The sequence below is a fragment of the Polynucleobacter sp. HIN8 genome (assembly GCF_030297615.1).
Classification (GTDB): Bacteria; Pseudomonadota; Gammaproteobacteria; order Burkholderiales; family Burkholderiaceae; genus Polynucleobacter.
Genome location: NZ_AP028139.1, coordinates 336,958 through 362,908, shown reverse-complemented (window position 1 = coordinate 362,908; position 25,951 = coordinate 336,958). Strand labels below are relative to the sequence as shown.

At 48.5% G+C, this 25,951-nt stretch carries 23 protein-coding genes; 12 read left to right on the top strand and 11 right to left on the bottom strand.

Translation table 11 applies throughout. From position 1 onward, the window contains the following. Positions 1-83: 83 nt before the first annotated feature. Positions 84-407 carry a type II toxin-antitoxin system RelE/ParE family toxin gene (locus tag QUE65_RS01915; protein WP_286281517.1) on the top strand — a complete coding sequence of 108 codons (324 nt, stop codon included), beginning with the start codon at positions 84-86 and terminating at the stop codon, positions 405-407. Continuing rightward, a complete protein-coding gene (locus QUE65_RS01910) occupies positions 404-712 on the top strand; it encodes a helix-turn-helix domain-containing protein (protein WP_286281515.1) in 309 nt (102 codons plus the stop codon). The genes QUE65_RS01915 and QUE65_RS01910 overlap by 4 nt, the downstream gene beginning before the upstream one ends. An 84-nt stretch (positions 713-796) precedes the next feature. On the opposite strand, the gene rpsU is transcribed toward QUE65_RS01910, so the two are convergent. Continuing rightward, on the bottom strand, positions 797-1,009 hold the full coding sequence (gene rpsU / locus QUE65_RS01905) for a 30S ribosomal protein S21 (RefSeq protein ID WP_011903537.1): 213 nt from the start codon (positions 1,007-1,009) through the stop codon (positions 797-799). 86 nt (positions 1,010-1,095) lie between these two features. Between rpsU and tsaD the strand changes: the two genes are divergently transcribed. Next, positions 1,096-2,169 carry a tRNA (adenosine(37)-N6)-threonylcarbamoyltransferase complex transferase subunit TsaD gene (tsaD, locus tag QUE65_RS01900; protein ID WP_286281514.1) on the top strand — a complete coding sequence of 358 codons (1,074 nt, stop codon included), beginning with the start codon at positions 1,096-1,098 and terminating at the stop codon, positions 2,167-2,169. Here tsaD and folE2 read toward each other — a convergent pair. From folE2 to xseB, 4 genes are read right to left on the bottom strand one after another with little or no spacing between them, the layout of a single operon-like run. Then, positions 2,156-2,980, bottom strand: a complete 825-nt coding sequence (folE2, locus tag QUE65_RS01895) for a GTP cyclohydrolase FolE2 (RefSeq protein ID WP_286281512.1) — start codon at positions 2,978-2,980, stop codon at positions 2,156-2,158. The genes tsaD and folE2 overlap by 14 nt on opposite strands. Before the next feature lie 57 nt (positions 2,981-3,037). Further along, positions 3,038-4,948, bottom strand: coding sequence for a 1-deoxy-D-xylulose-5-phosphate synthase (gene dxs, locus QUE65_RS01890; protein WP_458574762.1), 1,911 nt, complete (start codon positions 4,946-4,948; stop codon positions 3,038-3,040). Between the two features lie 13 nt (positions 4,949-4,961). Then, positions 4,962-5,870: a polyprenyl synthetase family protein gene (locus QUE65_RS01885; RefSeq protein ID WP_286281509.1), complete on the bottom strand. Its 909-nt coding sequence runs from the start codon at positions 5,868-5,870 to the stop codon at positions 4,962-4,964. 19 nt (positions 5,871-5,889) lie between these two features. After that, entirely contained in the window at positions 5,890-6,117 is a 228-nt protein-coding gene (gene xseB / locus QUE65_RS01880) for an exodeoxyribonuclease VII small subunit (protein ID WP_215371510.1), read from the bottom strand. 193 nt (positions 6,118-6,310) lie between these two features. On the opposite strand from xseB, the gene QUE65_RS01875 reads away from it, so the two are divergent. Continuing rightward, positions 6,311-7,417 carry an aromatic ring-hydroxylating oxygenase subunit alpha gene (locus tag QUE65_RS01875; RefSeq protein WP_286281508.1) on the top strand — a complete coding sequence of 369 codons (1,107 nt, stop codon included), beginning with the start codon at positions 6,311-6,313 and terminating at the stop codon, positions 7,415-7,417. A 23-nt stretch (positions 7,418-7,440) separates the two neighbouring features. After that, on the top strand, positions 7,441-8,274 hold the full coding sequence (locus QUE65_RS01870; protein WP_286281507.1) for a sulfurtransferase: 834 nt from the start codon (positions 7,441-7,443) through the stop codon (positions 8,272-8,274). Between the two features lie 26 nt (positions 8,275-8,300). Here the strand turns inward: QUE65_RS01870 and QUE65_RS01865 are convergent, their stop codons facing one another. Genes QUE65_RS01865 through polA form a run of 3 tightly spaced genes read right to left on the bottom strand, consistent with a single transcriptional unit; the run spans position 8,301 to position 12,814 of the window. After that, positions 8,301-9,062 (bottom strand): ZIP family metal transporter, encoded by a 762-nt coding sequence (locus QUE65_RS01865; RefSeq protein ID WP_286282392.1) that lies wholly within the window; start codon positions 9,060-9,062, stop codon positions 8,301-8,303. A 49-nt stretch (positions 9,063-9,111) separates the two neighbouring features. Continuing rightward, positions 9,112-10,011, bottom strand: a complete 900-nt coding sequence (locus QUE65_RS01860; RefSeq protein WP_458574761.1) for a dienelactone hydrolase family protein — start codon at positions 10,009-10,011, stop codon at positions 9,112-9,114. A gap of 37 nt (positions 10,012-10,048) precedes the next feature. Beyond that, entirely contained in the window at positions 10,049-12,814 is a 2,766-nt protein-coding gene (gene polA / locus QUE65_RS01855) for a DNA polymerase I (RefSeq protein WP_286281506.1), read from the bottom strand. Between the two features lie 122 nt (positions 12,815-12,936). Here polA and QUE65_RS01850 point away from each other — a divergent pair, with 122 nt between their 5' ends. The 5 genes from QUE65_RS01850 to QUE65_RS01830 all read left to right on the top strand — a co-directional run bounded on the left by QUE65_RS01850 (position 12,937) and on the right by QUE65_RS01830 (position 15,744). Next, positions 12,937-13,347, top strand: a complete 411-nt coding sequence (locus QUE65_RS01850; RefSeq protein WP_286281505.1) for a hypothetical protein — start codon at positions 12,937-12,939, stop codon at positions 13,345-13,347. Positions 13,348-13,355: 8 nt separating this feature from the next. Continuing rightward, on the top strand, positions 13,356-14,333 hold the full coding sequence (locus QUE65_RS01845; RefSeq protein WP_286281504.1) for a homoserine kinase: 978 nt from the start codon (positions 13,356-13,358) through the stop codon (positions 14,331-14,333). A 16-nt stretch (positions 14,334-14,349) separates the two neighbouring features. Next, complete coding sequence (locus QUE65_RS01840) at positions 14,350-15,135, top strand: BPSS1780 family membrane protein (RefSeq protein WP_286282388.1); 786 nt, start codon at positions 14,350-14,352, stop codon at positions 15,133-15,135. A gap of 98 nt (positions 15,136-15,233) precedes the next feature. Further along, the gene (locus QUE65_RS01835) at positions 15,234-15,470 is read left to right on the top strand and encodes a CopG family ribbon-helix-helix protein (RefSeq protein WP_286281502.1); all 237 of its coding nucleotides are present in this window, start codon (positions 15,234-15,236) and stop codon (positions 15,468-15,470) included. Further along, on the top strand, positions 15,460-15,744 hold the full coding sequence (locus QUE65_RS01830; RefSeq protein ID WP_286281501.1) for a type II toxin-antitoxin system RelE/ParE family toxin: 285 nt from the start codon (positions 15,460-15,462) through the stop codon (positions 15,742-15,744). Before QUE65_RS01835 ends, QUE65_RS01830 begins: the two co-directional genes overlap by 11 nt. A gap of 16 nt (positions 15,745-15,760) precedes the next feature. Here the strand turns inward: QUE65_RS01830 and QUE65_RS01825 are convergent, their stop codons facing one another. After that, a complete protein-coding gene (locus QUE65_RS01825) occupies positions 15,761-18,097 on the bottom strand; it encodes a UvrD-helicase domain-containing protein (RefSeq protein ID WP_286281499.1) in 2,337 nt (778 codons plus the stop codon). A 24-nt stretch (positions 18,098-18,121) separates the two neighbouring features. Between QUE65_RS01825 and QUE65_RS01820 the strand changes: the two genes are divergently transcribed. Continuing rightward, positions 18,122-21,031, top strand: a complete 2,910-nt coding sequence (locus QUE65_RS01820) for a valine--tRNA ligase (RefSeq protein WP_286281497.1) — start codon at positions 18,122-18,124, stop codon at positions 21,029-21,031. A gap of 4 nt (positions 21,032-21,035) precedes the next feature. Here the strand turns inward: QUE65_RS01820 and QUE65_RS01815 are convergent, their stop codons facing one another. Next, a complete protein-coding gene (locus QUE65_RS01815) occupies positions 21,036-21,362 on the bottom strand; it encodes a HigA family addiction module antitoxin (protein WP_286281495.1) in 327 nt (108 codons plus the stop codon). A gap of 86 nt (positions 21,363-21,448) precedes the next feature. Here QUE65_RS01815 and galU point away from each other — a divergent pair, with 86 nt between their 5' ends. After that, on the top strand, positions 21,449-22,321 hold the full coding sequence (galU, locus tag QUE65_RS01810; RefSeq protein WP_286281493.1) for a UTP--glucose-1-phosphate uridylyltransferase GalU: 873 nt from the start codon (positions 21,449-21,451) through the stop codon (positions 22,319-22,321). Positions 22,322-22,324: 3 nt separating this feature from the next. Here the strand turns inward: galU and dnaE are convergent, their stop codons facing one another. Then, positions 22,325-25,915 carry a DNA polymerase III subunit alpha gene (gene dnaE / locus QUE65_RS01805; protein ID WP_286281492.1) on the bottom strand — a complete coding sequence of 1,197 codons (3,591 nt, stop codon included), beginning with the start codon at positions 25,913-25,915 and terminating at the stop codon, positions 22,325-22,327. Between the last annotated feature and the right edge of the window lie 36 nt (positions 25,916-25,951).

Here is a 25,951-nt window from a genome sequence, read left to right as displayed (position 1 = left end):
ACGTATTGAAAAACCCCAGAGCTATCCTGAAAAGAACGACTGTATTTCTTGTCTAATATTAACAAATTTGTTATCATTCATTGATGAGATATTCCATTGTTTATTACAGTCAAGAGGTACAGGAAGAAATCATGAATTTACCAGTTACGCTTCAAGCTCGATTTATCGGCTTAACTGACCGAATGATGGAGCATGGACCAAACTTAGGCCTACCTCATACCGACGCATTTGGAGGTGGGCTATTTGAATTAAGACTTAAAGGTGCAGAGGGTATTGCACGCGTTTTCTTTTGCTTGATAGTAAAACAACAAATTGTCATGCTCCATAGCTTTATAAAGAAAACTCAAAAGACCCCAGATAAAGAATTAAAGCTTGCCAAGCAACGCATGAAGGAGTTTAAGAAATGACGACTAAAGCTACGAAGGTCCTGACCCACAAACAAATGGTCAACAAGATGCTTAAGAATTCAGCTGTAAAGGCTGAGCTTCATCGACTAAACCGTGAAGAACTTTCGATTTTGGATGAAATCCTTGCGGCACGAAAAGCGGCTGGATTATCCCAAGCTCAGGTTGCCAAACGGATGGGAACCCAAGCACCAGCCATTGCAAGACTAGAAAGTGCTTTAGCCTCTGGAAAACATTCCCCAAGCCTCAATACGCTTCGTAAATATGCGGCTGCTTTGGGTAAGCGAATTGAACTTCACCTGGTTTGAAATAGGGATTTATGAATCCCAAAAAAAATGCCTCGACTTGTCGAGGCACATTATTAATTTAGATGGCCACAAGAGCCGAATGAATTAGTAAAGCTTTTTAGGCAACATCTGGCTACGAATCCGCTTGTAGTGGCGTTTTGCAGCAGCTGCTTTTTTACGCTTGCGCTCGGCTGTGGGTTTCTCGTAGAACTCACGAGCACGAAGATCGGTCAACAGACCATTCTTCTCAATGGTGCGCTTAAAGCGGCGTAATGCCACTTCAAATGGTTCGTTTTCGCGAAGGCGGACTGTGGTCATGCTGTTTTTACTCGCTTTTACTCTTTGATTGCTTGAAAATGATCAAAATTCACTAAAACACTGATTCTAGCACGTCCCCGCCTTCAATGATAGTCCTCGGTATTGAGACCTCCTGCGACGAAACTGGCCTTGCCGTTTACGACACTCGCCCCTGGGAGGCTGGAAAATCGGCCTATGAGGGCATCTTAGGGGCTGCATTGCACTCCCAAATTGAGATGCATCAGGATTACGGTGGGGTGGTTCCAGAACTAGCCTCTCGTGACCACATTCGGCGCTTAATTCCTTTATTAAACAAGACCTTAATTGAATCCGGCTGCACGGTCGATGATTTGGATGGGATTGCCTATACCCAAGGACCTGGTCTTGCTGGTGCCTTGCTAGTAGGATCCGCCTTTGCCAATGCCTTGGCAGTAGCGATCCAAAAACCGTTAATTGGAGTGCATCATTTAGAGGGCCATTTGCTTTCTCCGCTATTGGCAAACGACTCCTCAAAAAAGCCAGATTTTCCTTTTCTTGCCCTTTTGGTATCGGGTGGGCATACGCAGCTCATGTACGTTAATCGGATTGGCAACTACCAACTTCTCGGCGAAACGGTTGATGATGCAGCCGGTGAGGCGTTTGATAAAACTGCAAAATTATTAGGGCTCGATTATCCGGGTGGTGCCGCGCTCTCGAAATTAGCAGAAACTGGAAAAAATGCTGGATTTGATTTGCCCAGACCAATGTTGCATTCTAAGGATTTGGAATTTTCATTTTCAGGGCTTAAGACCGCGGTCTTACATCAAGTCAAAAAAGCGCAAAGTAGCGACTCCTTTAACGTCTCGTTTCGAGCCAATCTCGCTTACGCATTTGTCGAAGCGGTGACCGATGTTCTAAGTCATAAAGCCATGGCTGCTTTAGAGCAAATGGGATGTCGTGATTTGGTGGTTGCTGGGGGCGTTGGTGCGAATACCCAGCTTCGTAAAAAACTCACTGCCATGGCGACTTCTCAAGGGTGTCAAGTTCACTATCCACCAATCGAGTTATGCACTGACAACGGTGTGATGATTGCGTTTGCAGGAGCACTTCGACTTTTACAAGGAAGCTCAATAAGTACTAATGGAGCATTTGATATTAAGGCGCGCTGGGATCTCAGCGCTCTCACTATTACGGCAAACTAATTCTGGCAAATGCACTGTGATTATGGATGGACTCAAAGTTTTCCGCTTCCACCATTAAAGATAGGATTCGCTCATCGCGCTTTAGGCGAGTAGCAACATCCCGCACCAGATCCTCCACAAATTTCGGGTTTTCATAGGCATGCTCAGTGACCCATTTTTCATCAGGACGTTTTAAGATTGCCCACAACTCGCTAGATGCTTCTGTTTCTGCAATGCGGACAAGCTCGTCAACACCAAGATTGGCATCGGCATCGAGCTTTACCAAAATCGTTACATGCGAGCGCTGATTGTGGGCGCCATATTCCGAAATCTCTTTTGAGCAAGGGCATAAGCTCATTACCGGAACGGTGGCTTTCAAATAAAGATCAACCTCAAGAATTTGATCAAGACTTTTTTTCACTTCAGCTAAATAGGTTACTTCGTAATCCATCCAACTCTCAACCGCGGAGATTGGGGCACTTTTTTTCACAAAGTGGGTGTATTGCATTTGCATACGGCCTTGCTTAGCCTGCAACAAAGGTAGCATTTTCTTAGCCATGTCCACGATGACTGCCCCATCATAGGCGCCCTGTTGATCTTGCAGTAACTGCACAAAGCGCGACATATGGGTACCCTTTTGATCCGCAGGTAATGCCACGTCCATCTCAAAACGAGCAACCGTTGGAAATGAACCTAAACCGCTTTGAACTTGAATGGGGTGCTTGATACCACGGATTCCAACACGCTCAATCGCTAGCGACCGGGCATCGTCGCTACCTTGAACGTCGGGTAGTGCTTGGGTATTGAGAAAGCTCGTGTTGAAATCATTCATACCATTATTTTCGCTCAAAACGATCCATCGGGTTCAGTAATGCGTTTTAAAAGCGCTTTACTTACCGACCGGGACCTGATCAGAAGGGGTCTTAAGTGACAGTGCTGAAGTGCCTAAATCTGGAAAACGCCCAAGAATTGAGGCCTCCATTCCAGCGGCATCAAGCCCACATTGCGCCATCAGAAGGTTGTAATCCCCGTGCTCAATGAAAGAATCGGGCAAGCCCAAAGCCAAGAGTGGTTTGGCAATTCCCAAAAGATTCATGGCTTCCATGCAAGCACTTCCTGCGCCGCCTTGAACGCAACCATCCTCAACCGTTACAAAGTAATCGTGATTGCGAGCTAAGCTTTGAATTAAATCAATATCAAGGGGCTTCACGAAACGCATATTGATGACCGTTGCATCCAACTTTTGTGCAACATCGAGCGCTGGATACAGCAATGTCCCAAATGCAAGAATGGCTAGGCGCTTGCCAGTCGTTTGGGCTTCTCGACGAATCTCGCCACGACCGAGTGGCAAGGTACGCAACTCTTTAGACGGCAGATTACCGATTCCAGCACCACGAGGATAGCGAACCGCTGTGGGATGATTTTGATGATAGGCGGTTGTCAACAAATCACGGCACTCTGCTTCGTCGGCCGGGGTCATGATCAACATATTGGGAATGCAGCGCAAGTATGCAATATCGTATGCCCCTGCATGAGTTGCACCATCGGCACCCACTAATCCAGCACGATCAATCGCGAACACGATAGGTAAATCCTGTAATGCCACATCATGAATCAATTGATCATAGGCGCGCTGTAAGAAGGTGGAATAAATGGCAACAACCGGCTTCATTCCTTCACAAGCCATACCAGCCGCAAACGTAACTGAATGCTGCTCAGCAATCCCTACATCGTAGTAACGATCTGGGAAACGTTTCTCAAACTCCACCAATCCAGAACCTTCACGCATTGCTGGAGTAATACCCACTAATTTTGGATCGGCTTGCGCCATATCGCATAACCACTCACCAAATACCTGGGTGAATGTTTTTTTACCGGCGCCGCTCGCTTTAATACCTTCCTGAGGATTAAATTTACCGGGACCGTGATACAAAATGGGATCCGCTTCAGCGAGCATATAGCCCTGACCTTTACGAGTAATCACATGCAGGAACTGGGGGCCGTTACCTTCTTTAGCTAGCCTGCGAACGTTTTGCATCATCGGAATTAAAGTATCCAAATCATGCCCGTCAATGGGGCCAAAGTATGTGAAACCAAACTCCTCAAAGATGGTGGATGGCGATACAAAGCCTTTAGCATGGTCTTCAAGACGCTTGGCGAACTCGCGTAATGGCGGTGCCATCGAAGACAAAACCGAATCAATTCCTTTTTTAGTTGCTGAATAAATATTACCGCTTAGCAAGCGTGCCAAATAACGATTGAGCGCCCCAACTGCAGGTGAAATTGACATGTCGTTGTCATTCAAAATCACAACCAGCGGCATGTTCTCGTAGACACCGGCATTGTTCATGGCTTCAAACGCCATACCGGCACTCATGGCGCCATCGCCAATCACGGCAACTGCAACGCGATCCTCGCCCTTGGTTTGCGCAGCCCGCGCCATTCCCATCGCTGCGGAGATGCTCGTGGAAGAATGCGCTGTACCGAAAGTGTCGTACTCACTTTCAGTGCGTCTTGGAAATCCTGAGAGCCCACCAAACTGTCGCAAGGTGTGCATCTGATCACGCCTTCCGGTCAAAATCTTATGCGGGTAGCTTTGATGACCCACATCCCACACGATCCGATCATGCGGTGTATCAAACACATAGTGAAGTGCAATCGATAACTCAACTGTTCCTAAATTAGATGAGAGGTGGCCGCCCGTTTTGGATACGGAATCCACTATGTATTGCCTTAACTCATCAGCTAGGGCTGGTAACTCTTCACGCGTTAACTTGCGTAAATCGCTCGGGTCATTCATCGAGTGCAACATACTATTTTTTGCGATCCACAACCAAATGAGCCAGATGGCGCAAGGCGTCCGCCTGTGGCCCAAACTCATTGAGGCTGTCTAACGCTCTCCCCTTTAATTCTTTAGCTAGTTCGTTTGCATAGTCTAAACCCTTCAGGGTCACATAGGTGGGCTTGTCTTGAGCAGCATCTTTACCTGCTGTTTTCCCAAGCGTTGCGCTATCGGCGGTGGCATCCAAAATATCATCGACCACCTGGAATGCTAAGCCCAAAGCCCTTGCATAGGTATATAGGGAAGCCATGGAGGCAGGAGGTAATTGAGCCGCAATTCCGCCAAGCTGGACGGCACATAGGAGAAGAGCACCAGTTTTCATAGCGTGCATTTCTTCCAAAGCGGGTAAATCCATTTTCTTACCCACATTTTGTAAATCAATCGCCTGACCACCGGCCATCCCTTTTGACCCCGAGGCATGGGCTAATGATTGAATCATCTCCAGTTGGGCAAGACGGATTAAAGAGTCGGCGTCAATTACATTAGAGAGGATCTCAAATGCACGGGTTTGCAGGGCATCCCCCACCAATAAAGCGGTCGCTTCATCGAAGGCTTTATGCACTGTAGGCCGTCCACGTCGCAAATCATCATCGTCCATGCATGGCAAATCATCGTGCACCAGTGAATAGGTGTGAATCATCTCAATGGCACAGGCGGCACGATTGACGAGCGACGCATCCACACGATCAATCGATCCCAACTCACTCGCAGCAAATACCAATAAGGGTCGAATTCGTTTGCCGCCACCAAGAACGGCATAGCGCATTGCGGTATGCAAATGTTGAGGTACTGCGGTATCCGGATCGAGGTACTGAAGGAGCGCGCTTTCTGCTCGCTGAGATTGGGTGGCCAACCACGCCTCGAATGAAAATGAACTCATCAATGCAAAGTTAATTGACTTAACTCTCAATCACTTTGACTTGCTGCTCGACTTGAGCCAATACACCCTGACAGTGTTTAAGCAGAGCAGCGCCGCGCTGATAGGCGGCCAGGGTCTCTTCAAGGGATAGCTTGCCAGACTCCATGGCCATCACCAAGGATTCGAGCTCCTTTAAAGCAGCCTCATAGCGCATTTGAGGGTCGATGGTGGATTCGGGTGAAACCGAAGTTGTTTTCTTGCTGGCCATTTCGTCATCTTAATACTGAATTGGGTCTTAACCCTTTTCCGGGGTCTACATGACCCACCGAAGGCTTCGCATATAGAGTTCTACCAAAATATTTGCCCATGGGTATAATCCCTCTTCCTTTCCAATATCGACATGTCGATGGTTGGATTGGTTATTCCGCTTAGCTTCGGCTGACTTTTCGGGGGTGGGGAGAATGACTAATCTGGCTACCGCGCAATTTCTTGCGCCGTCCAATTTACAACTGCCGGTTTCGGCATATTTTGACGTTGATTTATTTCGACGTGAGCTGCAATTGCTATTTCAGCAAGGACCTGGCTATGTGGGCCATGAACTCATGATTCCCGAGACGGGTTCGTATCGAACCCTACTTGCGGAAAACGAGGGGCGCATCCTTGTTCGCAATCATGAAGGCCCAAACGGTGTTGAACTGCTATCGAATGTCTGTCGTCATCGTCAAGCCTTGATGCTCAATGGCAGCGGTAAAGTCGATACCATTGTTTGTCCACTGCATCGCTGGACCTATGACCTCGAAGGTCAATTATTGGGTGCGCCACACTTTGGCGATAAGCCCTGTTTAAATCTTGGTAAGTCGCCTTTGCAAAACTGGCAGGGTCTATTGTTCGAAGGGCCTCGGGATGTCCAAGCAGACCTTGGGCAACTTTCTGTTGGTCGCGATTTAGATTTCTCGGGCTATATGCTCGACCATGTTGAAGTGCACGAGTGCAACTACAACTGGAAAACTTTTATCGAGGTTTATCTTGAAGACTATCATGTAGTCCCTTTTCATCCAGGACTAGGTAAATTTGTTTCCTGCGATGATCTCCACTGGGAATTTGGTCATTGGCATAGCGTTCAAACCGTGGGGATCCACAAGGAACTGAGTAAGCCTGGCACGCCAACCTACCGGGCTTGGCACGACGCTGTCCTTCGGCACCATCAAGGACAGATGCCAAAACATGGCGCGATCTGGCTGACCTACTACCCCAATGTGATGGTCGAGTGGTATCCAGGTGTACTCTGCATTTCAACGCTGCATCCGATTGCCCCCAATAAGACCCGAAATATTGTCGAGTTCTACTACCCCGAGGAAATTACTCTTTTTGAGCGCGAGTTTATTGAGGCTGAACGAGCAGCGTACATGGAAACCTGCATTGAGGATGATGAAATTGCCGAACGAATGGATGCAGGTCGTGCGGCATTGCTTGCTCGTGGCCAAAACGAAGTGGGTCCCTATCAAAGCCCCATGGAAGATGGTATGCAACACTTCCACGAATGGTATCGTCGTGAAATGAACTACTAATTGATCTTCACCAAGGAGGCCATATGAATCCCATCATTACCCCAAATCAATTGGAAGAGCTCATCAATGAAGGTAGTGATGTATTGATCTGTGATTGCCGCTTTGATCTCACCAACGCTAATACCGGCTATGAAATGTACAAAAATGCGCACATCACTGGTGCCATTTATGTGAATGTCGATAAAGATTTATCGGGTCCAAAAACGGGCAAGAATGGTCGTCACCCACTACCGAGCCCTGAAGCGTGGGCAAAAACCCGTCAGCGTTTAGGAATTGCTAATCACACCCATGTGGTCGCCTACGATAGCCATGGCGGTACCTTTGCAAGCCGTTTGTGGTGGATGCTGCGCTCGATTGGCCATGCTTCGGTTCAAGTACTCGATGGTGGCTTAGACGCCTGGAATGGCAGTATTGGTCACGCCGGTCGCGAACCCTCTCCCTTGGCGACGATGCCAGAGGTTTATCCCTATCAGGGCGTCGTTACGATTGACGAGATGGAACAAAACGTCAAAGCCGATGCTCGAAAAATGGTTATTGATGCTCGCGCGCCCGATCGCTTTCGTGGTGAGAATGAGACCTTGGATCCAGTAGGCGGCCATATTCCTGGAGCAACCAATCGCTGCTTTAAAGAGAATTTAGTATCCGGTAAATTTAAATCGGCAGAACAACTCTATAAAGAATTTGTCCTACTGATTGGTCAGCAAAAACCAGGAACGATCATCCATTCCTGTGGATCTGGGGTCAGCGCTTGCCATAATTTGTTGGCGATGGAAGCGGCGGGTCTGAGTGGCTCACGCTTACATGTGGGCAGTTGGAGCGAGTGGTGCTCGGATCCAAGCCGTCCAATCGAGCGATAAATTTAGCTACTACTGACAGACTTGAATTAATGATTGTGGTCGGTCAGTAAAACGACAATCCCTACTCCGATTGCAATTAATGCAATTTGACGAAGTGACTCCTGCCAATGGGGTCGTCGATGCATCTGCGGAATTAAATCACTCACCGCAATGTAAATAAAGCTGCTTGATGCAATCACTAGTAAATAGGGCATGACTTGGGTGGCTCGCTCTAGAAAATAATACGCCAGTACGCCTCCGACCACTGCCATCAAACCGCTAATCCCGTTATAAAGCAGTGCACGTGCCCGAGAAAAACCCGCATTAAGTAGCACGATGAAGTCTCCAATCTCTTGGGGGATCTCATGCGCAATGATGGCTAAGGCTGTAAAGATACCGATTTGCACATCCACCATAAAGGCGGCAGCAATCAATACGCCATCCACAAAGTTATGAATGCTATCGCCCACCAAAATCATCCAACCACTACTACCAGCCTCTTCCTTATCGTGACCGTGATGATGGTCATGCCCATCGCCTTCGTGGTGATGGCTGTGACGCAGTAATGCAATTTTCTCGAGGAGAAAAAACCCAAGTAATCCCCCCAAAAGGGTTGCAAAGAGATAGTGAGTTTGCGCTCCCGGAATCTCAAATGCCTCAGGCAGGGAATGCAAAAAGGCTGTGGCCAACAAAATACCCACAGAGAGGCTCACCATATTGTTTACGATCTTGGCCAACAGGGTTAAGGAAAGACTTGCGGCAGCGAGCACACTCGCAAGCCCTGCACCTGCGGTGACCAAAACAATCATTTGAAGTGTGCTCAAACCCACAGATAATCCACTCGATTCAATCGGTTTTTTAAGAAACGCCGTACTGCTTAAACCAAGCTAAGCATTTTGCCCATCCATCTTTTGCGGGACCCTCGCGATAGGTATTGCGATAGTCCGCATGAAAGGCGTGTGGCGCATCCGGATAGATCTCGAACTTCGTTGCTTTAGCCGCAGGATTGGAGCTTGCTTTAGCGAGGGCTGCTTTCATCTGCTCCACGGTATCAAGAGGAATGCCCGTATCGGCTGAGCCATAAAGTCCCAATACCGGCGCTTTGAGATCGGCTGCAATCTCAACGGGTTGTCTGGGGTTATTGGCGGTTTTATCCCCCACGAGACGCCCATACCAAGCCACGCCTGCTTTCACCTCTGGAAGAGTTGCGGAGAGCCACGTAATACGCCCACCCCAACAAAATCCAGTGACGCCCACTTTTTTAAGATCACCGCCATTTTTTCCTGCCCAAGCAATCGCCGCCTTGAGATCAGCCAACACTTGAACATCGGGGGTCTTTGCCACAATATTGCTCTGAATCTCGGCAATGGTTCCAAAGGTATTGGGGTCTCCTGCACGAGTAAAGAACTCTGGGGCAATGGCCAAGTAACCCAACTTTGCAAAACGGCGAGTGGTGTCAGCAATATACTCATGCACACCAAAAATCTCACTGACGACAATGATGATTGGCAATGAGCCGCTCGCTTTGTCAGGGCGAGAAATATAAGCCGGCATATTAAAACTGCCCACTGGAATATCCTGCTCACCTGCTTTAATACCGGTAAAGTCGGTTTTAATCGCTTGGGCCAAAACCGGCTCCGAGGCAGCCACAAACCCAATGCCCAAGGCTCCGGCGGTCACCGTTGCGGTTGAGGCTTTTAATGAGGTCTTCATGAAATCACGTCGACCCAAATCATTTTGCATATGATCATTACTCATCGTCTTGTCTCCTTATTTGATTTCAACAACGCATGCGCTAATGCGCTTCTTCCCAATTATCGCCAACTCCGATACTCACGATTAGAGGTACCTTTAGTTCGGCAATCGATCCCATGAGTTGAGGTAGGGATGATTTTAGATGCTCAAGCTCGTCAGGGGGAGCTTCGAAGACGAGTTCATCATGCACTTGCAAGAGCATACGGGTCTTGAGTTGCTCCTGTTCTAACCAATTTTGCACCGCTACCATCGCCAACTTAATAAGATCCGCCGCCGTTCCTTGCATTGGCGCATTAATCGCTGCACGCTCAGCGCCCTGCCGTTTTGGTCCATTGGCTTTGATATGCGGTAACCATAAACGTCGCCCAAATACGGTTTCTACATACCCATTGGAGCGAGCCTCTTCTCGAGTTCGTTCCATATACTGGGCAACCCCTGGGTAACGGTCAAAATATTTTGCGATGTACTGCTGAGCAGCAGCGCGCTCAATCTTTAAATTACCTGCCAATCCATAAGCGCTCATGCCATAGATGAGACCAAAGTTAATCACTTTGGCATAGCGCCGTTGCTCCGAACTCACTTGCTCCAGTGGAATCGCAAAGATCTCGGCGGCAGTTGCTTGATGAATATCCTTGCCGGCTTTGAACGCAGCTAATAAGTTTTCATCCTCAGCAATGTGCGCCATGATGCGCAGTTCAATTTGGGAGTAATCGGCCGAGACCAACCGATAGCCCGCTTGAGGGACAAAGGCCTCTCGAATCCGACGACCCTCTTCCGTACGGACTGGAATATTTTGCAAATTAGGATCGTTTGACGCTAAGCGCCCCGTGACCGCAACAGCTTGGGCGTAATTGGTATGCACGCGCCCTGTTTTGGGATTAATCATGCGCGGTAACTTCTCAATGTAGGTTGACATCAGTTTTGCCAAACTACGGTAATCTAAAATCCGCGCTGGTAAGGGAAAGTCCTCGGCCAGTTTTTGTAAGACCTCTTCATCGGTCGATGGCGCCCCTGAAGGAGTTTTCTTAACGATGGGGAGTTGCAATTGCCCAAATAAAATTTCACCAATCTGTTTGGGAGATTGGATATTAAAAGGCTGACCCGCAAGTTGATGGATCTCCTTTTCGAGGACGAGGAGTTTTTTGCCAACCTCTTGCCCCTGAATGGCTAGCTTCTCACGGTCAATCGTGATGCCATTGCTTTCCATGATGCCCAGAACGCGCATGGCTGGCATTTCGATTTGTTCATACACGTACCGCAAGCTGGGCATGCGCTCCAATTGCAGCCATAAATGGTGATGAAGGCGCAGGGTGATATCAGCATCTTCAGCGGCGTACTCGGTCGCAGTTTTGAGATCCACCTGATCGAATCCAATTTGATGCACCCCTTTGCCACAAACCTCTTCGTATTGAATGGTCTTAACTCCCAAATGGCGCTGGGCTAAGTTATCCATGCTGTGACTAAGGTGCGACTCCAATACGTAAGACTCGAGCAAGGTATCGTGCTCAACGCCTTGCACCTGAATCTGATAATTACCAAACACGTGCATATCGTATTTGAGGTTTTGACCCAATTTCTTCGCAAGTGGATTTTCAAGCCAGGGCTTGAGTTGCGCGAGCACCCAATCACGCTCCAACTGCTCTTCGCCCGTACGGTGTGCAACTGGGATGTAACAGGCTTTACCCTCTTCAACCGATAACGAAATCCCAACCAACTCGGCTTGTAAGGCATCCAAGCTTGTAGTCTCAGTATCGATGCAGGTTAATGGAGCGCGCTGAATCGCCTCGAGCCATTTGAAAAACGCTGCTTGTGTTGTAACGCATACGTAGTCACGCCCAACCTCGCTTTTAGATGGTACCTGAGGCTCCTGCGAAAGAGTCTCTTGGGAGACGGGGGCATCTGAATGATTCAATGCATTCTGTGAAGTTGGGGCAGGAGCACCCCTATTGGTATCTAATTCTTTAAGCCATGATTTAAATGCGTAGCGCTCAAAGAGTGCTCTTAGTTGGCTGGGATCTTCGGGTTTAGCGTGTAAATCATGCAATGAGCTAATGTGTGGATTGAGATCGCAATCCAGTTTTACGGTGAGCAACTCTCTAGCTTTCGGAAGCCAATCAAGGCTTGCACGTAAGTTATCGCCAACGACCCCCTTAATCTCGCTCGCATGGGTGATGAGTTGATCCAAATCGCCATACTCAGCCAACCATTTATTTGCGGTCTTGGGTCCGGCTTTATGAACCCCTGGAACGTTATCGACGCTATCACCAATAATCGCTAGGTAATCCACAATGCGCTCTGGCGGCACACCAAATTTAGCTACCACACCCTGGCGATCCAATTTTTCATTGGTCATGGTGTTCACTAAAGTCACTTTGTCATTGACGAGCTGAGCAAGATCTTTATCACCGGTCGAAATCACCGTTGACCAGCCCATCTCTGCGGCTTGTCGGGCCAGTGTGCCAATCACATCATCCGCTTCCACGCCAGAGATCATAAGAATTGGCCAGCCGAGTGCTTTGACTACCTCATGAATCGGCTCGATTTGTGCAACCAGATCCTCGGGCATGGGGGATCGATGGGCCTTGTACTCCGGGTATAAATCCTCCCGAAAGGTCTTACCCTTGGCATCAAACACGCAAGCGATATGATCGGCGCCGATTTCAGAGCGAGCACGTCGCATCATATTGACCATACCGTAGATTGCTCCCGTAGGCTCTCCGGCGCTATTTCGTAAGTCGGGCATGGCGTGGAAGGCTCGGTAGAGGTAACTTGAGCCGTCGACCAAGAGTAATTGGTGTGATGACATCCCTCAATCGTACAATTTAGTTGTTCGGGTTTGGAAAATCCCTGATTTTGCTGGATCGGCGTCACCCTAGGATGAATCCTACTTTCTTAGGATAATAGGCTGCATTCTCAATTCATAAATAAATGATGATGGCTCTGAAATTACCTCTGAATCCTAGCCCGCTGATGAAGCGGTATGCAGTAATTGCGTGTCTTACCCTGCTCGTATCGCATGGGGTATGTGCGCAGTCATCAGGCACACAAGCGCTAAGCAAAGAAGATCTGAATCAGATTAACAATCAGCCATTAGCGCCATCATCGAGAAATCCTGCAGGTCTTGGCGTCAAGGAAGAGCGTAAACCCAGCTTTGAATACACCGATCCTTTTGGCACCCAAATCCGCGAATACCGAGATAGTAATTTACCAACTGAAATTGAAGTGAAATCCGCCTTCGGTACCTATGAAATGTCGCCACCACAAACTGTATTTCCAGCAGGCGGGATGTCATCCGATAATTTGATCAGCGTTCCGAGTATTCGGATTCCTCTAAAGTAATTTGGCGCATGGCGGTCTACACCCCCCTGACTCTTGACGAGATTACGCCTCGGATTGCAAACGATTTTGCGATTGGTGATGTCATTGAACTCAAAGGGATTCATGGTGGGATTGAAAACTCGAATTTCTTTCTTGATTGCAAATTATCCGAAGTCAATCACTACGTTCTAACCATCTTTGAACGTTTAAGTGCCGCCCAACTCCCCTATTATTTAGAGCTCATGCTCCATCTTGCCAATCAAGGTATTTCGGTGCCTAAACCAATGGCTAATCGTGCTGGACAGTTATGGTTTGAGATCAAAGGAAAGCCTGCAGCCATCGTCACCAAACTTTCTGGTCAATCGGAACTTACTCCGCAGGGCGAGCATTGTGACGCAGTTGGTGGAGAACTTGCCAAGATGCATTTGGCTGGTCGATCATTTTCGCGATCCCAACCTAATTTACGCAGCCTCTCCTGGTGGCAAGAGACCGTTCCTGTGATCGTGCCACACCTCAATGTCTCTCAAAAAGAATTGCTCTTATCCGAGATGCAATTTCAGGAAGCGTTTTTTCAATCTGCCGTTTATCAATTACTTCCTGAGGGCCCCTGCCATTGCGATTTATTTCGGGATAATGTTCTTTTCACTACACACAACGGTCAGCAATCCTTAGGTGGGTTTTTTGACTTCTACTTCGCAGGCAATGACAAATGGTTGTTTGATTTAGCCGTCACTGCTAATGATTGGTGTCTTGAGGAACCCTTTGCGAATGGCTCAGGCGCCCTCAATCGCGAGCGTTTACACGCCTTATTAGCATCCTATATGGCAGTGCGCCCACTCACCGATGGCGAAGAAGAATCGTGGGGTGCGATGTTACGTGCCGCAGCCTTGCGATTTTGGATCTCGCGCTTGTGGGATTTTTATTTACCCCGCAATGCACAGATGCTCACTGCGCATAACCCCAGCCATTTTGAGAGAATTCTTCGCAACCGCCGTCACACAAGTTAAGGTAAGCTAAGTGCCTATGAATCTCAATCCCGTTGCAACCAATGAGGGCTATGTCTGGGTCCGCCAGGGTGTTTGGCTCTTTAAACAAAACCCGCTGGGTTTCTTAATGCTGGTCTTTATGTATGTCTTTTTGGCTCAGCTAGCCATCCTGATTCCATTGGCCGGTGTGTTTGCGGTTCTCATTCTGACTCCCGCTCTATCGGTTGGCTTTATGACCGCGTGTCGCCAAACGATTCAAAAAGAGCGAATTTTGCCAACGGTCTATCTGGCTGCATTTCGCACGAATCATCCGGAGGTTAAAAAGCGTATCCTCCAACTGGGATTGGTGTATACCCTCATGATCTTCACCATGAGCTTGATTGCCAGCATGGTGATTGATTTTCAGAGTCTCTTACCTTTCATTACCAATGACAAACCCATCACCTCCGAGGTCATGCAACAGCTGTATTACTCGCTGATGATCGGTGGCATTTTGTATATTCCAGTAGCCATGCTCATGTGGTTTGCCCCAGTTCTGGTAGTTTGGGCTGATATGCCACCCACTAAAGCCTTGTTTGCCAGTTGGATGGCCTGTTGGACGAACAAAGGTGCTTTCTTTTACTACATCACCATCTGGAGTGTGGTGTTGATTGTGATTCCGCTCACGCTTGGAATGTTCATTGATATTATTGGTTTGAGCCGTTACGCATCCTTTGTAGTGGCGCCCTTCTCTATGGCTGCATTAACCGTGATGTACTGCTCGTTTTTTGCGACCTGGAAGGGTTGCTTTACGGGCAATGATTACGAGCAGTTACCGAATTAAAGAGATTTGCTTAATTTTTAAAGTTTTATTGTCAGATTGCCGTACTGATCAATTTAAAATACAATGTATACATTGTATTAAAAACCTCATTTATTTATATGACTACTGCTGTTTTAACCCTTCGAATAAATAGCAAAACTAAGCTCATGCTTGATAAACTTGCGGGCGCTACCCATCGTACCAAGTCCTTCTTGGCTGCAGAAGCTATAGAGCGTTATATTGAACTTGAGGCTTGGCAAGTTAATGAAATCAAAGCTGCTCTTAAAGAGGCAGATAAGAAAGACTTTATTTCGGAAAGAGAATTTGCAAAGCTAGTGAGAAAACATGCAGGTTAAGTGGTTAAGAACAGCTGCTCAAAATTTAGATGACGAAACAAATTACTTAGCCAAAGAAAATCCCAAAATTGCAAAAGCATTCTTTTCTTATGTGGTTAAAAGCGTAAATCAATTAGCAAAGTTTCCAGAGCTTGGCCGACCTGGCAGAGTCTCTGGAACTAGAGAACTAGTTATTCAGAGGTATCCGTATATTGTTCCTTATCGAATTAAAGACAATTCAGTGGAAGTATTGCGAATTTTTCATACTTCCAGAGTTTGGCCAAAACTGCTTTAGTTATAACTTAAAAAACTTAATTTTCAACCGCCACTAGCTTAGCAATCGATAGCTGTAACCACTTTGCGCCATGGCGTTTGAAGTTCACTTGCGCTTTCGCATCTACCCCTTCGCCCTCTAGTGCAGTCACACGCCCTTCACCAAACTTGGTATGGAACACTTCTTGACCAACCCGAAAAGAATGTCCGCGCTTCTTGTTTTGCTCTAACTGCAGAGAGCTCGTGACAATCGCGTTACTGGCCTGATCGTTTCGCACGGGCACATCACTCTCGTTGCCGCCCCACCACAACTCATCCACACTGTTTGTATTCTCAGATCGTCCTTTTTGCCACGATGCGGCGCCCCAACGCGCATCTTTTGCTTTGGGAGTTAAGTGCTTGAGACTCTCGGTGGGCAGTTCATCCAAAAAGCGTGAGGGCATGTTGTAGCGCACTTGGCCATGGAGCATGCGTGACTGGGTATGCGAAAGATACAAACGCTCTTTAGCACGCGTAATCGCCACATACATAAGGCGTCGCTCTTCTTCCAACCCACGGGGTTCTGAAATACTGTTCTCATGCGGAAATAATCCTTCTTCAAGACCAGTCATAAAGACTGCAGAGAACTCTAAGCCTTTGGCCGAATGCACGGTCATTAACTGAATCGCATCTTGACCAGCCTCGGCTTGATTATCCCCAGCCTCAAGCGATGCATGGGCCAAAAATCCGGCCAGCGGAGAAATATCCTCCACCCCAGCTTGCTCTGGGCTAGGTGGCGTGGTCGCTTGAACGTCTTGACCATAACCCTCCTCGGCCACGAACGCCGTCGCAGCATTAATCAGTTCTTGCAAGTTCTCAACGCGATCCTGACCCTCACGCTCGGTCAAGTAATGCTGAATCAGGCCACTATGCTGAATCACATACTCCACCGTCTCCGGTAAGGTATTGTGTTTGGTCGCGTCACGCAGATGTTCAATCAGACGCACAAACCCGGAGATGCTATTGCCGGCTTTCCCTTCGATGAACGAGGCTGCTGCATAGAATGAGCATTGATGTTGTTTGGCAGCATCTTGTAAGGCCTCAATCGAACGCGCTCCAATGCCGCGAGCTGGGAAATTCACAACCCGTGCAAAGGAGGTGTCATCATTGGGATTCTCGAGTAAGCGCATGTACGCTAATGCATGCTTAATCTCGGCACGTTCAAAAAAGCGCAAGCCCCCATAAACACGATACGGAATATTGGCCGAGAACAGCCCATGCTCAATGATGCGTGACTGAGCGTTGCTGCGGTAGAGCACCGCGATCTCACTGCGACTCATGCCGCTACGAATCAACGCCTTGATCTCATCAATCAACCAAGCGCACTCCATGCCATCGCTAGCGGCCTCATAAATACGCACTGGCTCACCGACACCGGCCTCGGTGCGTAGGTTCTTGCCTAAGCGATCTTGATTATGTGCAATCAAATGATTCGCAGCATCGAGGATATGCCCATGCGAGCGGTAGTTTTGCTCCAATTTCACGGTCACTGGCTTAAATTGCTTTTCATAAAGGCGCATGTTCTCAACATCCGCACCGCGAAATGCATAGATACTCTGATCATCGTCACCAACCGCGAATACTGAGCTACTGGTCATCTGACCGTTTCCTGCTAAGAGCTTGAGCCAAGCATATTGCAAGGCGTTCGTATCCTGGAACTCATCAATCAAAATGTGTTTAAAACGTTCTTGATAATGCGTGCGGATTAACTCATGATGCTTGAGTAACTCATAACTGCGTAACAGTAACTCCGAGAAGTCGCACACCCCTTCGCGCTGACACTGCGCATCATAGGCTTCGTACAACTGAATCATGCGGGCCTCAAAATCATCCCCCGGATCGAGATCCTTAGCACGCTTACCCCGCTCTTTGGCATTGGCAATGAAATACTGTAATTGCCGCGGTGGGAATTTCTCATCATCAACATTAAGACTCTTTAAAAGCCGCTTAATGGCTGAGAGTTGATCTTGCGTATCTAAGATTTGAAAGGTCGATGGCAAACCTGCATCGCGATGATGCGCACGCAGTAATCGATTACACAGACCATGAAAGGTTCCAACCCACATACCCCGAGTATTGATTGGTAGCATGGCACCCAAACGGGTGAGCATTTCTTTGGCTGCTTTATTGGTAAAGGTCACCGCCAATAGTCCAATCGGTGAAATCTGCCCCGTTTGAATGAGCCACGCGATACGAGTAGTTAAGACTCGGGTCTTACCGCTACCCGCACCCGCCAAAATCAGTGCTGATTGAGGGCGTCCATCGGGGTGAGTTGGAGGTAAGGTTACCGCCTCCCGTTGTTCGGGATTAAGGTTCTCAAGTAAATCAGCGTACATCGTCCCAATTATAATTTGATGCTTATGCCTGATACTGCCCACTCCTCTGAAAAAACCTCGCCAGATCAAAATCCTGACTTAGCCAAATTAGCCAAGTCGTATGAGCCAGCTCCCATTGAAGCGTTCTGGGGACCCGAGTGGGAGACGCGCGGCATTGCCACTGCCAAGGTGGATGATGGCAAATATAATTTTTGCATTCAGTTGCCACCCCCCAATGTCACGGGCACCTTGCATATGGGTCACGCCTTTAATCAAACCATCATGGATGGCTTGGTGCGCTATGCACGCATGTCCGGCAAAAATACCCTTTGGGTTCCAGGCACCGACCACGCCGGAATTGCCACCCAAATTGTGGTGGAACGCCAACTCGATGCCCAAAAAATTTCTCGTCACGATCTCGGTCGCGAGGCCTTCCTAAAAAAGGTGTGGGAGTGGAAAGAAGAATCCGGTTCCACGATTACGCGTCAGATTCGGCGTCTCGGAGCATCGATTGATTGGTCGCGTGAGTATTTCACGATGGATCCAAAGATGTCCGAGGCGGTGGTGGAGGTCTTTGTCACTCTCTTTGAACAAGGACTGATCTATCGCGGCAAGCGTCTTGTGAACTGGGATCCAGTCTTAGGTACTGCGGTTTCAGACCTCGAAGTAGTTAGCACCGAAGAGCAAGGCAGCCTGTGGCACATTCGCTATCCACTCTCCGATGGGAGTGGCCACCTAGTAGTCGCGACTACCCGACCTGAGACCCTCTTGGGAGATGTGGCGGTCATGGTGCATCCGGAGGATGTGCGCTACCGCCACCTGATTGGTAAAACCGTGGAGCTTCCTCTTTGCCAGCGCAGCATCCCGATTATTGCGGATACCTATGTGGATATGGGTTTTGGGACTGGAGTAGTTAAAATCACTCCCGCCCATGACTTTAATGACTATGCTGTAGGTCAGCGTCATCAGTTACCACTCATCAATATCTTAACGCTCGATGCGAAGATTAATGAGCATGCCCCGCAGGTCTACCAGGGGCTCGATCGCTTTGCTGCTCGTAAGCAAATTGTGGCTGATCTCGAAGCAGCTAATCTATTGGAAAAAGTTCAACCCCACACCCTCATGGTGCCGCGTGGCGATCGAACCCAAACCGTGATTGAGCCGATGCTCACCGATCAGTGGTTTGTAGCGATGTCTAAAGCAAGTCCTGATAATCGCTACCAACCGGGTCAATCGATTGCAGGGGCAGCCTTGCATGCAGTCACCTCGGGTGACATCCAACTCGTACCTGAGAACTGGATCTCCACCTATACCCAGTGGCTCGAGAACATTCAGGACTGGTGTATCTCGCGGCAATTGTGGTGGGGCCATCAAATCCCCGCATGGTATGGCGATAGCGGTCAAATCTTTGTGGCGCGTAATGCCGATGAAGCCAAGGCCAAGGCCAAGGCTGCCGGTTATAGCGGTGAACTGAAGCGTGATGAGGATGTACTTGATACCTGGTTTAGCTCTGCCTTGGTGCCATTTAGTTCACTGGGGTGGCCCAAACAAACCAAAGAGCTTGATCACTTTTTGCCATCCTCAGTCTTAGTGACCGGCTTTGACATTATTTTCTTTTGGGTCGCGCGCATGGTCATGATGACCTGCCACTTTACAGGGAAGATGCCATTTAAAACTGTGTATGTGCATGGCTTAGTGCGCGATGCCGAAGGCCAAAAGATGAGTAAGTCCAAAGGCAATACTTTGGATCCGATTGATTTGATTGATGGCATTGCGCTCGATGACTTGGTTCAAAAACGCACCTTCGGCCTCATGAATCCTAAGCAAGCGGAGAGCATTACCAAAAAGACCAAGAAAGAGTTTTCAGAGGGCATTCCAGCATTTGGTACCGATGCATTGCGCTTTACCTTTGCCTCGCTTGCTTCATTGGGGCGCAATATTAACTTTGATCAAAAACGCTGCGAAGGTTACCGCAACTTTTGCAACAAATTATGGAATGCTACGCGTTTTGTCTTGATGAGCTGCCCCGGTAATGAAAAAGACAATGGCTTTGCACCGTGCGATAACCAATGCGGTCCTGAAGGGTATCTGGATTTCTCGCAAGCGGATCGCTGGATCGTCTCGCAACTGCAGCGCACCGAGGCAGATGTTGCTAAGGGCTTTGCTGACTACCGCTTTGACAATATTGCACTCGCCATTTATCAATTTGTGTGGGATGAGTACTGTGATTGGTATTTAGAGCTTGCCAAAGTTCAGTTGCAACATGGCACTCCTGCTCAGCAACGGGCAACCCGTAGAACACTTTTGCGCGTTCTCGAGACCACTTTGCGCCTGGCTCACCCCATCATTCCATTCATTACTGAGGAGTTGTGGCAAACCATTGGTCCCAAGAGTGGCAAAGTGCTTGCCAATCAACCGGGACAATCGATTGCACTTCAACCCTACCCTGTATCGCAAAGTGACAAGATCGATCCGGTCAGCGAGGCATGGATGGGTGAGGTTAAAAGCATTATTGATGCGTGCCGTAATCTGCGTGGGGAAATGCAAATCTCACCTGCCCAGAAGGTACCGTTATGGATCAATGGCGACACAGACTTTTTAACCAAAGCGGCTCCTTACCTAAGTGCGCTTGCGAAACTGTCGGAAGTGAAAATCGTGACCGATGAGTCTACTTTAGAAAAGGATGCGCCGGGCGCACCGATTGCTCTGGTGGGTCGCAATAAGTTATTGCTGAAGATTGAGGTTGACCCTAAAGCAGAGCAAGCACGACTTACCAAAGAAATTACGCGTCTTGCCAATGAGATCGCTAAATGTCAGAGCAAACTCAATAACAAATCCTTTGTGGCACGTGCTCCTGCCGCAGTTCTCGAGCAGGAGAAAAAACGGCTAGTGGATTTTGAAGTGAGTCATGCGAAGCTAAGTGAACAGCTTAATAAACTGAGCAAGTCGGCTTAGCCAATCAAGCGAAAGCTAAATTTGGGATTGGTTTAGGCAACTTCGCCGGGTCTTGCTTAAATCGTTGCGCAACATCCCATAGATCAACGGCAGATTGCATCTGCAACCAACTCTCCGGAGATCCACCAATTGCCTTCGAGATGCGCATGGCCATTTCCGCACTTACGGCACGTTTTTCAAGCAAGATTTCAGATACCGTCAATCGGCTGACTCCCAAATATTCCGCAAGGGCAGCCTGACTGATTACGAGTGAAGGCAAAATATCCTCACGTAGAACTACACCGGGATGCGTTGGTCTGCGTGAAGGATTGCGGTTAATTCTTTTATTCATTTTTTCGCTTAATTCGATGAATCTATCTTAAATAAGTTTATAAAGTTTTCAGTAGATTTTAATAAACACGAGGCATAATTACGTTTATGTTGACTAAACCCATCACCAAAGCGGTCTTTCCTGTTGCAGGCCTAGGCACTCGTTTTTTACCAGCTACTAAGGCATCCCCCAAGGAAATGCTCAACGTGGTGGATAAGCCATTAATTCAGTATGCGGTGGAAGAAGCCATTGCTGCTGGCATTACTGAGATGATTTTTGTGACTGGTCGCAGCAAACGTGCCATCGAAGATCATTTTGATAAGGCGTATGAGCTTGAGGCAGAACTTGAGGCGAAGAATAAGCAAAACCTTTTAGAGATTGTACGTAATATCAAACCTAGCCATGTGGATTGTATCTATGTCCGCCAAGCAGAGCCATTGGGCCTCGGGCATGCGGTTTTATGTGCTGAGAAATTGGTGCGCGATGAGCCTTTTGCCATTATCTTGGCCGATGATTTGTTGGATGGCAAAACTCCGGTACTCAAACAAATGGTTGATCTGCATGCCAAACACAATGCATCGGTCTTAGCCGTTGAGAAAATTCTGCCGGAGCAAACCAAATCTTACGGGGTTGTGGCCGCAAAAGCCCAAAGCGCTGGAATCCACTCTGTTACCGGAATTATTGAAAAGCCGGCATCAAAGGATGCCCCATCCAATCTTGGGGTGGTAGGTCGCTACATCCTCTCATCCTCTATTTTTTGCCACATTCGTAATCTGAAACCCGGTTCTGGCGGGGAATATCAGCTCACCGATGCCATACAAACTCTCCTAAAGGATGAGCCCGTGCTCGCCTATGAGTACGAAGGGGTGCGCTATGACTGCGGTAGTAAATTAGGCTACCTTATGGCAACCATTGAATTTGCACTCAAGCATCCTGAGCTCAAAGACGACTTTGAGACCTATCTCAAAAATCGCTCATAAAAATTACGCATACTGAATTTCCACCGGATTAGGGCTTGAGCCAGTTTTACTTCCCAAGATCTGATGCAAGTTGCGTAGGCAATTGTCATCCGGGTAAAGACGCACGTCTTCTGGAAACTGAACTAAACAAGCCCCGCCTTTAGCCATCACAGCAGCGGTCAATGGCAATCCTTTTGGTGGCGTTTGTGCGGCGTTACCGATTGGGGCTTTGACTAAAAATGGATTGATTTGAGCTTTGAGAACTTTCAAATCAATACCAGTGTCTAAGTTCAGGTGAACGTTTCTGGCAAAACGCAAACGTGCGCCCACAATATCCATCACGCTCTCGGCAACAATTCGTAAGCCTCCTGAGAACTTATCGGGATTGACATTCACCTTAGCAATCAGTAGTTCGTCTTCTTTAAGCCAAGAACGATTGGGCTCATACACTTCACTGTAGAGCGTGAGCTCAACGGCTGCACTACCATCATCAATCGTGGCTATCATCATGCGTCCACGTTGCCCCATCAGCATTCGTGACGAGGTGATGATGCCGGCGAGGAGTTGATCTTTACCCTCGGTGAGCTTGATGAGTGGTTGACGAATAAAGTGCGTCACTTCAGGCCGATAGGCATCAAACAAATGTCCGGTTAAACATAGACCCAATGCCGCTTTCTCATCTTGCAAGCGTTTCTTTTCAGAAAAAGGGAGTTCCTTCACGTACTCGGGTGCATGCGCTTGCGCCACATCGTCTGCATCAAAGAGACTTACCTGATGCACTGAGGCTTCGGCCTGTTCGGCAGCCTCGATCGCACGGGAGAGCGATGCAAGAAGAGTTGAGCGAGCATCATAGGTATTCATTAGTGCTTTAGCGGCATCGACTGTAATCGAATCAAACGCCCCCGCCCGAATCAAGGCTTCGATGGCACGGCGATTGACTTGACGACGATCCACGCGGGCACAGAAATCAAACAGGTCATTAAATAGTCCTGCTTTGCGCGCTTCCACAATGATTTGAATCGCACCCTCACCGGTACCTCGAACCGCTCCCAAGCCATAGCGAATCGTACGAATCCCCACGCTTTGTTCTTGATCGTTGGGATCTGCAATCGGTGTGAACTCGTACATGCCGGTATTAATATCCGGTGGCAAAATCTTCAAACCATTGTGCAGACTATCGTCATACAGAATCTTCACCTTATCGGTATCGTCCATCGAGAGCGATAAGTTGGCTGCCATAAATTCGGCAGGGTAATAGGCCTTGAGCCAGGCAGTTTGATAGGCTAATAGCGCATACGCAGCCGCGTGGGACTTATTAAACCCATATCCCGCAAAACGCTCCATCAAGTCATAGATTTCATCGGCCTTGTGCTCGGTGAGTCCATTTTTTTGAGCGCCTTCTCGGAAAATCTGGCGATGCTGTGCCATCTCTTCTGGCTTCTTTTTACCCATCGCGCGACGCAATAGGTCTGCACCTCCCAAGGAGTAGCCCCCAATCATCTGCGCCATCTGCATCACCTGCTCTTGGTAGACCATGATGCCGTAGGTCTCACGCAATACGGGCTCAATGCGGGGATCGGGGTATTCAACCTTCTGTTGCCCGTGCTTACGTTTAATGTAATCGGGGATGAGATCCATGGGACCTGGTCGATACAACGCTACCAAGGCGATGATGTCTTCAAAGCGATCGGGCTTAGCATCGCGCAGCATGCCTTGCATGCCCCGACTTTCCAACTGGAACACGGCAACGGTATTACCGCGCTTTAAAAGCTCAAAGGCTTTGGGATCATCGAGTGGGATATCACTGATGCTCCAAGCTTTGCGATCGGCATGTAGTTTTTTAATCCAGCGCTCGGCCCCCGCCAAGATAGTCAGTGTGGTGAGTCCCAAGAAGTCGAATTTCACTAGACCAATCGATTCCACATCGTCTTTATCGAATTGGCTAATCACCCCTGCATTCGCGTCGCCCCCATCTTGGGTATAAAGCGGGCAAAAATCGGTGAGTTTGCCAGGCGCAATTAAGACCCCTCCCGCGTGCATGCCCACGTTGCGGGTCATGCCCTCGAGCTGCTGTGCAAGCGCCAAGAGTTGGCGCACTTCCTCTTCATTTCTTTCACGCTCGGCGAGTTGCTTTTCTTCTTTCTTGGCTGATTCGATCGTCACCACTTGGCCGGGCTTAAATGGGACGAGCTTGGCGATACCATCCACAAAGCCATAGGGTTGCTCAAGCACCCTTCCCACATCTCGAATCGCAGCTTTGGCCGCCATCGTGCCAAAGGTAGCAATTTGGCTCACCGCATCCTTGCCGTACTTTTCTTTCACATAGGCAATCACGCGATCGCGCCCATGCTGACAAAAATCGATATCAAAGTCGGGCATGGAGACGCGCTCGGGATTTAAAAAGCGCTCAAAGAGTAAGTTGTAGCGCAGAGGATCGAGATCGGTAATCCCCAATGAGAAAGCGACTAAGGATCCGGCGCCTGATCCTCTACCTGGTCCAACAGGCACGCCATTATTTTTGGCCCAGTTAATGAAGTCTGCGACGATCAAGAAGTAGCCTGGGAACCCCATTTGCGCAATCGTGTTGACTTCAAAGCGCAAGCGCTCGCGATAGCGGGGCTCAAGGGCTACTCGCTCTTCTTCCTTGGGATAGAGTCTGCGAAGATTTTTATCAAGTCCTAGTTCTGCCTGCTGCATCAAGTATTGATCAAGCGCCATGCCATCGGGCGTTGGAAACTCAGGTAACCGCGCTTGACCCAAGGTCAGGTTGAGATTGCACATCTTGGCTATCTCCACCGTATTGGCAAGTGCCGCCGGGAGATCCGCAAAACGCTCGTGCATTTGCTCTTGCGTCAGAAAATATTGTTCTTCGGTAAAGCGTTTGGGGCGACGTGGATCACCCAATAACTCGCCTTCAGCGATACAGACTCGCGCCTCATGTGCCGTGTAATCCTCGGGCTTCATAAACTGAATCGGATGAGTTGCGACTACCGGAATTTTTAAATCACTCGCGAGTTGGCAAGCAAGCTGAATATGCGCCTCATCCTGGGCATGACCAAAACGCTGGAGCTCCACAAAATAGCGGCCACCAAAGACTGTTTGCCAGTGAGTGGCTGTCTCGCGCGCCCTTACCTCATCCCCATTAAGGAGCGCAACTCCCACATCCCCCTGATGCGCGCCTGAGAGCGCAATTAAGCCCTCAGCCAATGTTTTTTTCTTCGCTCCTTTAGTAATTGTGGGTAGCGGCTCACTCAACCAATCCGGCTGAATCTCCGCTCTTCCATGGCGCTGATTATGGAGTGATGCTTTACTTAGGAGTTCACACAGATTGAGGTAACCGATATGGTTTTGTACCAAGAGCAGCATGCGATAGGGTTGATCGGGCTCTTGGGTGTTCGTCACCCACACATCAGTGCCAGCAATTGGTTTGACCCCTGCGGAGCGGGCTGCCGAGTAAAACTTGATGAGACCAAATAAATTACCTAGATCGGTGAGTGCTAAGGCGCCCATATCATCCAAACAAGCTGCCTCAACTGCATCATCAATGCGCACCACCCCATCGGTAATCGAGTACTCGGAATGCAAACGAAGATGGATAAATTGGGGCGCTGCCATATGAGATGATTTTAGCTGTGCGCACTGTCAAATCAT